At 31.3% G+C, this 11,684-nt stretch carries 9 protein-coding genes; all 9 read left to right on the plus strand.

What is annotated here, in order from left to right; translation table 11 throughout:
- Positions 1-412 precede the first annotated feature (412 nt).
- A complete protein-coding gene (locus tag BM335_RS13760) occupies positions 413-3,466 on the plus strand; it encodes a SusC/RagA family TonB-linked outer membrane protein (protein ID WP_090229372.1) in 3,054 nt (1,017 codons plus the stop codon).
- Positions 3,467-3,496: 30 nt separating this feature from the next.
- A complete protein-coding gene (locus BM335_RS13765; protein WP_090229375.1) occupies positions 3,497-4,873 on the plus strand; it encodes a RagB/SusD family nutrient uptake outer membrane protein in 1,377 nt (458 codons plus the stop codon).
- A gap of 32 nt (positions 4,874-4,905) precedes the next feature.
- Entirely contained in the window at positions 4,906-5,760 is an 855-nt protein-coding gene (locus tag BM335_RS13770; protein WP_090229381.1) for a PKD domain-containing protein, read from the plus strand.
- Positions 5,761-5,784: 24 nt separating this feature from the next.
- Entirely contained in the window at positions 5,785-6,696 is a 912-nt protein-coding gene (locus BM335_RS13775; RefSeq protein WP_090229386.1) for a polysaccharide lyase family 7 protein, read from the plus strand.
- A gap of 183 nt (positions 6,697-6,879) precedes the next feature.
- Positions 6,880-7,584, plus strand: a complete 705-nt coding sequence (locus BM335_RS13780; RefSeq protein WP_090229390.1) for a FadR/GntR family transcriptional regulator — start codon at positions 6,880-6,882, stop codon at positions 7,582-7,584.
- A gap of 191 nt (positions 7,585-7,775) precedes the next feature.
- Positions 7,776-9,065 (plus strand): MFS transporter, encoded by a 1,290-nt coding sequence (locus BM335_RS13785; protein ID WP_090229394.1) that lies wholly within the window; start codon positions 7,776-7,778, stop codon positions 9,063-9,065.
- Between the two features lie 31 nt (positions 9,066-9,096).
- Positions 9,097-9,861 carry an SDR family NAD(P)-dependent oxidoreductase gene (locus BM335_RS13790; protein ID WP_090229397.1) on the plus strand — a complete coding sequence of 255 codons (765 nt, stop codon included), beginning with the start codon at positions 9,097-9,099 and terminating at the stop codon, positions 9,859-9,861.
- Positions 9,862-9,871: 10 nt separating this feature from the next.
- Positions 9,872-10,912, plus strand: coding sequence for a sugar kinase (locus BM335_RS13795; RefSeq protein WP_090221646.1), 1,041 nt, complete (start codon positions 9,872-9,874; stop codon positions 10,910-10,912).
- Between the two features lie 109 nt (positions 10,913-11,021).
- On the plus strand, positions 11,022-11,684 hold a 663-nt coding region (locus tag BM335_RS13800; RefSeq protein WP_090221647.1), incomplete at its 3' end, for a bifunctional 4-hydroxy-2-oxoglutarate aldolase/2-dehydro-3-deoxy-phosphogluconate aldolase.

Raw genomic sequence — 11,684 nt, forward strand, 5'->3', positions numbered from 1 at the left:
TCGTTAATTGTTTAAAAATAATGTTTCCAATATTTTTTTTTAACATTTATTTAATATATATTTGGTTATCCAAATTGGTAAACCAGTTTGGATAACCAAAAAAATATAATATTAATAATTAAAACTGTGTTAATAAATGAAATGTTAAAAATCTTTAAATAAAAAAAAAGGACAGGTGCACGCCTATCCTTTCTTAAAAAATTTACTTCTTTTAGGAGGGAAGTAAAATTAAAATTACATGTTATTACTTTTATAAAAACACGATTTAACAAAGTTACAAAAAACAATTCATAAATTCAGAATTGCTGTGTTTTTAAAAGGTGGAAGATTAAACAAGATTTAAAAATCTATTCTAAAAAATTAATATTCAAGCATATTAATTAAAACTAAACTCAAACATAAAAATTTTATTATGAATTTAAAAATCAAGCTAACGCTTCTGGTAATATTTTTGGTAAATATTACTTTAATTGCTCAGAGTAGCTTTACAATTACTGGTACAGTATTGTCCCAAACTGATAATTCACCAATTCCTGGTGCTAGTATAATTATTAAAGGAAGTACTAAAGGTACTTCAACTGATTTTGATGGTAAATTTTCTTTAAATATAACTTCAGGTGATGTATTAGAAATTTCTTTTTTAGGATTTACTACCAAGTTAGTTCCAATTGCTAATCAAAAAGATGTTACAATTGTTTTATCCGAATCAACAAATACTTTAGATGAAATTGTTGTTGTAGGTTATGGAACTCAAAGAAAATCACATTTAAGTGGTTCAATTTCAAAAGTTGTTAACGAAAGCCTAGATCAAATTGCAACCGCAAGAGCTGATGACGCTTTAGTTGGGCAAGTTTCAGGTGTAAATATTCAAGCTACAAATCCGGAAGCTGGTGAGGCTCCAACTATCCGTATTAGAGGTGTTGGATCTATTAACGCATCATCAAACCCATTATTGGTTATAGATGGAGTGCCTGTTGATATTGAGTTTTTTGGAAATTTAAATATGAACGATGTTGAATCTATTGAAGTATTAAAAGATGCTGCATCTTCTGCAATTTATGGTTCTCAAGGAGCAAATGGTGTAATTATGGTTACCACTAAGCAAGGAAAAGAAGGTAAAGTAAGATTTAGCTTAAGTACTTTTACAGGTTTTAAATCTGTACCAACAAATGACAATTACAATATGTCATTAAAAGAATGGACAGCAATGGAACTAGCAGCAACCGGTACACTTTCGTATCCTACAACTTTTAAAAATTTATTAGGAGTTGACCATAATTGGCAAGATGATATATATGACGGTGGTACTATAACAAGCCATAACTTAAGTGTGCGTGGAGGTACTGATAAAACAAAATTCTCAGCATCTTTAGGATATTTACATGATGAAGGTGTTATTATAACTGATGATTACAAAAAATACAATTTAAAACTAAAAGTTGATACTAAAGTTAGTGACAAAGTTTCATTTGGAGCAAACCTATCTCCTTCATTTACAGAAAGAAGACGTTTAGATGGAGATACTTATGGAGTATTACGTCAAGGACCTTGGTTGCCAATTTATTTAGATGAGCATACTATTCAATTTGTAAATAGAACATATTCTAACGGTAAATATGCAAACGTTCAAGTAGGTGATTATGCAATGCAAGATATGTTTAGAGATTATCCTGTAACTATTGATGGTGTTACAAAAAACACTAGCATCAGATATTCTGGAGATTCAAACCCTTTTGCACAGTTTAATGAGGTTAATTTTAATGAAGACAGATTTAGCTTATCAGGTAATTTATATTTACAATATAATTTAACAGATAACCTAAGCTTTAAAACATCTTTAGGAGGTTCATACCGTGCAAATAGAGATGAAAGATATATTGGTGTATTACAACACTCAACAGGTAAAGATAGAGCAAGTTCAAGATTTAGAAGTACTCATGAAATTTCATTAGTAAATGATAACTTATTCTTATACAACAAAGAATTTGGAAAACACGAAATTAATGCAGTAGTGGGTGTTTCAGCTCAAAAAGAAAATACTTTTAGAACAGAAACAACTGGTATTGGATATGAGTTTGATTATATTGAAACTTTAAATGCTGCAACAATTATTTCAAATGCAACATCATACGAAATTGATAGAAGAATGTTGTCATTTTTAGGAAGAGTTAATTATGCATATGATGGTAAATATTTAGTATCATTAAGTATGAGACGTGATGGTAGTTCTGTTTTTGGTCCTGACAAAAAATATGGTAATTTCCCTGCAGCTTCAGTTGGTTGGAATGCATATAAAGAAGACTTCTTAAAAGACAGCGACATTATTTCTAATTTAAAAGTTAGATTTAGTTATGGGGTAACAGGTACTGATGCTATTGATGAATACAAATACTTAGCTTTATTAGAAACTTCATCAGCAGTTGTAAATGGAAGCGTAACTTCATCTTTTAATCCTGCAAATATTTCTAACCCAGATTTACAATGGGAACGTTCTATAGAATGGAACCCAGGTGTTGATTTCGGATTCTTTAATAATAGAATTTCAGGTTCTATAGACTATTATAATAGAACAAGTGATAATTTATTACTATTCTTAGATATTCCTTCGGTTACAGGTTTTACAAACACAGATGTAAACCTTGGTCAAGTTGAAAACGCAGGTTTTGAATTAGAGTTAAGAACTAGAAATATATCAAAAGATAAATTTAGTTGGAATACTTCAATTTTAGCATCAAGAAACAAAAACACTTTATTAGATTTTGGTACAGCTAATGGATTAATATCAAGTGTTGATGAAAAAAGAGCTTCAGAGTGGATAAACCTTGTTGGTCACCCAATTTCATCTTTTTACGGATATGTAGTTGACAAACAAATTCCAACAGAATATTTAAAAGATCCATGGGCAGTTGTAGGTGGTCAAGCACAAGATGTTTATGTAAAAGATTTAAATGGTGATGGACTTATTGATGCTGATGATAAAACAATATTAGGTGATCCATATCCAGACATTGTTTGGAGTTTATCAAATGAATTTGTTTTAGGTGATTTTGATTTTAGCTTTATGTTCCAAGGAAGTCACGGAGCTGAAATTAGAAACATGGAAGTACAATATTATTACAATCATTTTAATAGCGGAATGGATTTTGATCCAGCTATTACTCCTAATCAAGGATTTATCCAAGAAAAAATATTTACAAGTGATATTATTCAAAATGCATCTTTTGTTGCACTTAGAAACGTAAATATTGGCTATAAACTTCCAGAAAGTATATTGAAGAAATTTCAATTAAGTAGTGCTAGAATTTATGCAACAGGACAAAATTTATTGTTCTTAACAGCAGATAATTATACAGGTGCTAATCCAGAAGCAATGCATGGTTATAATACAGTTACTCAATATGGGTATCATTTAGGTGGTGCACCAGTATCACAAACTATTTCTGTTGGTTTAAATTTAGAGTTTTAAGGTATAAATAAAAAAATTAAAAATAATATTATGAAACAAATACAAATCATAACATTACTTGTAATGGGGATATTAATCTCATCTTGTGGTGAAGACTATTTAGACCCAACTCCAGTTTCATCAATTGGAAGTAATGGATTTTATAAAAATGAAGCTGAAGTACAGGCAGCCGTTGTAAATATTTATGATGGTTTACAGTTAGCAGTTCAAAGAGAATTTGCTATTACTGAAATGAGATCCGATAATACTAAAACTAGAAGTAGTGAAGGAGATTGGGCACAGTTTGAAGATTTAAATGTAAAATCTACAAATAGTACCGTTGCAGATTATTGGGCAATGTTTTACAATGTAATTTTTAGAGCTAACACAGTTTTAGAAAATTTAGACGCCGCTGGTGACTCTGCACCAAAATTTGAAGGAGAAGCTAAATTTACACGAGCATTAAGCTATTTTAATTTAGTTAGATTATTTGGTGATGTACCTTTAATTGATAAAGTTATCGGCCCAACAGATACAGAATATTTTGATAGAGATAGTACTGCAGATATATATGCTTTAATAATTAGTGATTTACAAACTGCAATTCAAAATTTAGATAATACATATAAAGGTAGAGCATCAAAAGTAGCTGCTCAAGCACTTTTAGCAAAAGTATATTTAACATTAAAAAATTATGGTGATGCACAAGATTTATGTGAAGATGTAATTGGAACTAGTGGTATAGCTTTAGCTCCAACTTTTAGAGATGTTTTTTATACAGAAAGAAACAGTGAAATACTTTTTGCAATTGAATATGTAAATGATATTGCTGATAATAGTCAAGACTTTAGTTTAGAGTTCACTCAAAATGGTAGAGTTAGAGGTTTAAATTATGCAACTCCTGAATTAATTACAGCATTTAATAATTATGGAGGTGCTGCCAGAACATCAACTTCTTTAATTTATGATGATACTAGTACAGCACCAGCAATACCAGATCCATTGCAAGATTATAGATGTGGAAAATTTGTTTCTAACTCAACAGCTAACCAACAAAATGGAAATGATTGGATTGTGTTAAGATTGGCAGATGTACTATTAATGCACGTGGAAGCTATTTTAGCTGGTGGAGATGTAACAAGTAGCTCAAGCGCTATAGCATCATTTAAAAAAGTAAGAGATCGTGCAGGCTTACCAACAGGTTCAAATATTACTAAAGAAGATTTATTAAATGAAAGACGTGTAGAGTTAGCTTTTGAAAACCACCGATTTTTTGATTTAGTTAGATTAGGAGTTGCTGAACAAGTATTAAGTGATTTTGCTACTGCAAACGGTATTGTGTTTACTACATCAGATTTGTTGTTGCCAATACCAGAGAGAGAAATAGGGGTGAGTTTTGGAAAATTAACTCAAAACCCTGGTTATTAATTTAATTAATGATAAGGTAAAAAACAGATATTATGATACAAAATTGTAAAAAAATATTAAATAAAGGATTCGCATTTTTAAGTGCTATAATTCTTGTTGCTTCAATAAATTCATGTGAACAATTTGAATTGCCAGAAGCAGGATCAATGGCAGATTTAACACCTCCATCAGCAAATTTTTCAGCATCATTAAATGGTGATTATTTAACATATAAATTTGATAACTTATCTATAAGTGCAACAGATTATATTTGGGATTATGGTGATGGAAACACATCAACAGATTTTAATGGAGCTAACGTTTATGACGGCGAAGGAACATATACTGTTACTTTAACAGCCTCTGATAAATTAGGTGTTTCAAGTACTTATTCTAGTACAATAACAGTTGTAAAACCGCCAAAACCTGTGGTTTTATTACCGACAATTTTAGAAGCTGGATTTGAAGATTATGATTTACCAGATGGAACTGGAGATGGTCGTGATTCTTGGAGAACTAGTTTGGGCGAGATAATGCAAATTACAAGTAGTCCAGTTTACGAAGGTAGTCAGGCTGCAAAATTCCCATCAGATGGAACTAGAATTGCTTATCAAGAATTAGAAGTTTCTCCAAACGCTGATTATGTTTTAACATATTATTATACAATAAAAACATCACCAGTTGGATCAATTACTGTTTCTGTATTAGGAGGCGCTTTAACAGATCGTGCGAATGCTGCATCACAAACAATAGCTTCATTTAAAGGAACTGATCAGACAGATGATAGTACTTATGTGCAAGTAGATTTACCATTTAATTCAGGTAATAATACTATTGTTTCAATTTATGTAACTAATGAAGGAGCTGAAAGTAGATTAGACTCTTTTAGTATTAGAGTAGCAGATTAATTATAATTGGCAGTTTAAATTTATATGAAACATTTTTTTAAATATTGTATAGTATTTATTGCAATACTTTCTTTGAATCTTCAAGTAAGTTGTCAAGAAAAAAGTGCAGATGATTTATCTTTTTTTGAAAATTATCAAAATGAAAATTCTGATAATCAAAGTGGAAGCGAAAATGAGTTTAAACTGCCAAAAATTGATTTAAGCCATTGGAAAGTGACATTACCAATAGGTAGACCAATTGAAGTTGCACCTCCAGAAATTTTGAGTTATGCAACAAATGAAACGTTAAAACCATTTTTTTACAACGATTCAATAAAAGGAGCTTTAGTTTTTTACACCTATCCAGATGCTTCAACAGCTAATTCATCTTATTCGCGCACCGAATTAAGAGAGCAATTAGTACCTGGAAGTAATAGCACAAACTGGACATTTGAGCAAGGAGGAACCATGAAAGGAACATTAGAAGTTGCAGAAATGTCTAAAGATGCTAGTGGAAATTATTATAGAACCATAATAATGCAAATTCATGGAATTTTAACAAATGCCCAAAAAGAATTAATTGGTGCTGCAGATAATAATGCACCTCCAATGCTAAAAATATTTTGGGTTAATGGTCAAATAAGGATAAAAACAAAAGTATTGAAAGATTTAAATTCTACAGATACTGAAATGTTACATGAAGAAGCTTGGGGTGATGATAGTGGATATACATTTCCTGAATATGTTGGCTTTGATAAATTTACATTAGAAATAAAAGTTTCTAATGGTAGAATGGAAGTTATTTTAAATGAAAAAGCCTCAGTTGTATATGAAAGTATTCATATTCAAAAATGGGGAATATTTGAAAATTATTTTAAAGCAGGAAATTATTTTCAGTCTAAAGATAAAGAATCGTTTGCTAAAGTAAAATATTATGAGTTAATGGTAACTCATTAATAATGTAATTGATAGGTTTGAATTAGTTACTATTTTTGGTTAAGAAAAGCTGGTCTTTACTTTTAAAGACCAGTAATTCTAAAATAAAAAAATAGTACTTTTAGCATTAATTTTAATAAAAGGTTTTTTTAAAAGAGTTTTTTTTAAATTTATAATAAAATTTAGTTAACCAACTGTAATTGTATGAAATTAGAGGTCATTTCAAAAAGTGATAATAGAGAAGTTCAAAAATTAATAATCTCTAAAATTAGAGACCTAATTAATTATAAAAATTTAGAACCTGGAGATAAGCTACCTTCAGAAAGATCATTGTCCGAAAAATTTGAAGTTAGTAGAAGTAATGTTAGAGATGCAATTCAAAAATTAGAGTTTTATGGATTGTTAAAATCGATACCTCAAAGCGGAACTTTTGTTGCAAATATTGGTGTTATTGCAATGAATGGGATGATTGATGATATTTTAAGGTTAGAAGAACCAGACTTTAAATCATTAGTTGAAACTCGAATTTTATTAGAATTAAAAACGGCAAGGTTAGCAGCTTTAAGAAGAACTGATGAAGATTTAAAGCAAATGAGAGAAGCTTTAGAAGCTTATAGTGATAAAGTTTTAAACGGTAAAGATGCCGTGCAAGAAGATTTGTTATTTCATTTAGCTATAGCTAAAGCTAGCGGTAATAGTAGTTTAAACGCATTAATGTTAATGATTACTCCTGAGATTATTACAAACTTCGAAAAGCATCATGTTTGTGATAAAGGTATGGCAAGATCAGGTATTAAAGAACATCAAGATATTTATAACGCTATTAAAAATCGAAATCCAATAGAGGCGAAAGAAAAAGTAAAAGTACATTTTAAAATGTTGTACCAGTACTGTTATAATATCGAATAAATTGTTAAAGCAAAAATGCACGCTTTTGTTTTAATTTTAAAAATATAAGGAGGGAATTGTACACTTACAATTAAAATTTCTATTTAGTTTATAATTTGTAAACGTTTCAATTAATATCTTACTAAAAACAATTTTAGTTGTTTTTAGTATTAAAATATTATTATATAATTATAAGTAAAATTTCAAAATTTATGAAAGTTAAAGGATTAAGATGGGTTATTATTGGATTAATATTTTTAGCCACAGTTATAAACTATATAGATAGAAGTGCACTTTCCATTATGTGGGGTGGTGAAGATATTGATGGTTCAATAGCACAATCTCTGGGTTTAACAAAGTATCATTATGGGTTAATATCGAATGTTTTTATGGTTGCCTATGCTTTAGGTCAGCTTTTCTCAGGAAAACTATTTGATAAAGTTGGAACTCGTATTGGTTATGTTATTAGTATTGGAGTTTGGGGATTGTCATCATTTCTACATTCAACGGTTCGCGGATTTTTCTCGATTGCATTTTTCAGAAGTACTTTAGGTTTATCTGAAGCTGGAAATTGGCCAGGAGGCGTAAAAAGTAATGCAGAATGGTTTCCAATAAAAGAAAGAGCTATAGCTCAAGGGTTATTTAATGCCGGAGCATCTATAGGTTCTGTAATTGCACCACCGTTTATTGCTGCATTATTTGTGGCTTTTGGTTGGAGAATTACATTTATGGTAGTAGGTTCTTTTGGTATTTTATGGATTATTCCTTGGTTATTAATTAACAAAGCAGGACCAAAAAAACACCCTTGGATTACACAAGAAGAGCAAAAATATATCTTAGCAGGTCAAAGTTTAGCTGACCAAAATGATACAGAAGAAACGAAGGGAAAAAGTTTAAAAGAAATTCTTTCATATAAAGAATCTTGGGCTGTAGTTATTGGTCGATTTTTTTTAGAACCAATTTGGTGGATATTTGTTACGTGGATGCCAATTTATCTTTTTGATATTTATGGATTTAATGTAAAAGAAGTTGGAATGTTCTTATGGGTACCTTATGTAGGTGCTGCTGCAGGAAGTATAATTGGTGGATATGTTTCGGGTAAAATTATTGCTAAAACAAATTCAATAGATAAAGGAAGAAAAACAACAATTTTTATTGGTGGCATTATTATGTTATTAGGACTAATAGCAACTGTACTTATTGGTGATACTGCAGAAAAATTTGTGGCTATTGTATTCTTTGTACTTTTTGGATTTCAGTTTGCTATTAGTAATGTACAAACACTTCCAAGTGACTTTTTTAGTGGAAAATCTGTTGGATCATTAGCAGGCTTAGGAGGAATGATTGGAGTATTATCCGTAATTATAATGAACTTTTTAGTTCCAGTTATTGTAGATAACTTCTCATACACACCTATTTTTGTTGTTATTGCAATATTTGTTCCGCTTGGAGTTGGAGCCATTTATTATTTCGCAAGAAATATTCAATCAGTAGAAAAATAAAAAAATTATATAGAATTTAAAAAATTAAATAATGAGTAATTTAAATAGTAAAGTAGCTGTAATTACTGGTGCCACAGGTGGAATTGGTTTTGAAGTAGCTAAAAGATTAGGTAAAGACGGATATACTGTTGTTTTAAATGGTATTGAAGATGAAGAAGGAGCAAAAAGAGTTAATGAACTTGCTACTGAAGGGATTACAGCTGAATATTACGGATTTGATGTAACAAAAGATGAAGAGGTAACAGAAAATATCACTAAAATTGGTGAAAAATACGGTAGAATTGATGTGCTTGTGAACAATGCTGGAGGTTTAGGTGGAAGATCTAGATTTGAAGAAATGACAACTGAGTTCTATAGATTTGTGATGGCATTAAACCTTGATTCTGTATTTTTCGCTTCAAGAGCGGCTATTCCGTTCCTTAAAAAAGGAGAAAATGCTTCAATTATTAACTATACTTCAAATGCTGGATGGAATGCAGGAGGCCCAGGAGCTGGAATTTATGGTACTTCGAAAGCAGGTGTCCATGCAATTACAAGAGCTTTGGCAAAAGATTTGGCTGAATATGGAATCAGAGTAAATGCAGTGTCTCCAGGTACTATTGATACTCCTTTCCACGCTCAAATTAAAGCTACAAAACCAGAAGTATTTGCTTCTTGGAAAAATAATATTTTATTAGGTAGATTAGGTCAACCAGAAGAAGTAGCTTCAGTTGTATCATTTTTAGCTAGTAAAGATGCATCTTTTATCACTGCAGAAACTATCCAAATTGGAGGTGGACAAGCATTAGGAATATAATTATTATAAAATGAGTAAAGTAGTAACATTTGGTGAGATTATGTTGCGATTATCACCACAAGGATTTTTAAGATTTTCACAAGCGGACAATTTTGATGTTGTTTATGGAGGCGGAGAATCAAACGTAGCAGTTTCTTTAGCCAACTATGGTGTTTCAGTAGATTTTGTAACACGTTTACCAAAAAATGACATTGGAGAATGTGCGATGATGGAAATGCGTAAAAGAGGCGTTGGAGTAGATAAGATTGTTTGGGGAGGAGATCGTTTAGGAATTTACTTTTTAGAGACAGGCGCAGTTAGTAGAGGTTCAAAAGTTGTGTATGATAGAGCACATTCATCTATGTCTGAAATTCAATTGGGCATGATAGATTGGGAGGAAGTTTTTGCTGGAGCCGAGTGGTTTCATTGGACAGGCATTACTCCAGCAATTTCACAAAGTTCAGCGGATGTTTGTTTAGAGGCAGTAAAAGCAGCCAGCAAATTAGGATTAACCATTTCCACAGATTTAAACTATAGAGCAAAACTTTGGAAATATGGTGGAGATAGAGAAGCAATTATGACCGAGTTAACATCGTATTGTGATGTTATTTTAGGCAATGAAGAAGATGCAGAAATGCACTTTGGCATTAAGCCAGAAGGAGCAGCAGTTCAAACACACGGACATGATGTAAAGGCAGAAGCGTTTTTATCGGTTTGTCAGCAAATGATGGCGAAATTCCCAAGAGCTAAAAAAGTAATTACTACGTTAAGAGGTTCAATTTCAGCATCTCATAACACTTGGGCCGGCGTTTTATATGATGGAAAACAACTATTGCAAACACGTCAGTATCAAATTACTGATATTGTAGATAGAGTTGGAGGTGGAGATAGTTTTATGGGCGGATTGATTTACGGATTATTAACGTATCCAGATGATGATCAAAACGCATTAGACTTTGCAGTAGCAGCCTCTTGTTTAAAACACACCATAAAAGGAGATGCCAACTTAGTAACTGTAGATGAAGTAACTAAATTAATGGGTGGTGATGCCTCAGGAAGAGTAGCACGATAACAAAGAAGTATTATAATTAAGTTTGGTTAAATCGGAAAGTTGAGTCGTAGAAAACACGACTCAACAATCCATTTTAAGAAAAGCTTCATTAAAAAAAGATAAATAAAAAATGGCACAATTTACAAGAATAGAAGTTGCAACAGCAATGAAAGAAACAGGGATGATTCCTTTATTTTTCAGTAATGATTTAGAAGTAAGTAAACAAGTATTAAAGGCATGTTATGATGGCGGAGCAAGATTGATGGAATTTACGGCACGAGGTGATTTTGCACACGAAGTTTTTGGAGAGTTAACCAAATATGCGATTAAAGAATTACCAGGAATGATTATGGGAGTTGGATCCGTAACCGATGCTGGCGCAGCTTCATTATATATGGCTTTAGGGGCAAACTTTATAGTAACACCTGTTTTAAGAGAAGATATCGCAGTAGTTTGTAATAGACGCAAAGTATTATGGTCACCAGGCTGTGGAACATTAACAGAAATTGCTAGAGCAGAAGAATTGGGCTGTGAAATTGTAAAATTATTCCCTGGAGATATTTACGGACCACAATTTGTAAAAGGAATAAAAGGACCACAACCTTGGACGAGTGTAATGCCAACAGGAGGTGTTTCACCTACAGAAGAAAACCTAAAAAGCTGGTTTAGTGCAGGAGTAACTTGTGTTGGAATGGGATCACAATTAATATCAAAAGAAATATTATCAAGTAAAAATTATACAAAGCTAACAGAAGATGTAAAAAGTGCTTTGGAAATTATTGAAAAAGTAAGA

Origin of the sequence: Lutibacter maritimus, from assembly GCF_900116115.1 — a bacterium.
GTDB lineage: Bacteria > Bacteroidota > Bacteroidia > Flavobacteriales > Flavobacteriaceae > Lutibacter > Lutibacter maritimus.

Coding starts and splice junctions, on each gene's coding strand:
- BM335_RS13760 (WP_090229372.1), top strand. CDS start 413: ATGAATTTAAAAATCAAGCTAACGCTTCTGGTAATATTTTTGGTAAAT.
- BM335_RS13765 (WP_090229375.1), top strand. CDS start 3,497: ATGAAACAAATACAAATCATAACATTACTTGTAATGGGGATATTAATC.
- BM335_RS13770 (WP_090229381.1), top strand. CDS start 4,906: ATGATACAAAATTGTAAAAAAATATTAAATAAAGGATTCGCATTTTTA.
- BM335_RS13775 (WP_090229386.1), top strand. CDS start 5,785: ATGAAACATTTTTTTAAATATTGTATAGTATTTATTGCAATACTTTCT.
- BM335_RS13780 (WP_090229390.1), top strand. CDS start 6,880: ATGAAATTAGAGGTCATTTCAAAAAGTGATAATAGAGAAGTTCAAAAA.
- BM335_RS13785 (WP_090229394.1), top strand. CDS start 7,776: ATGAAAGTTAAAGGATTAAGATGGGTTATTATTGGATTAATATTTTTA.
- BM335_RS13790 (WP_090229397.1), top strand. CDS start 9,097: ATGAGTAATTTAAATAGTAAAGTAGCTGTAATTACTGGTGCCACAGGT.
- BM335_RS13795 (WP_090221646.1), top strand. CDS start 9,872: ATGAGTAAAGTAGTAACATTTGGTGAGATTATGTTGCGATTATCACCA.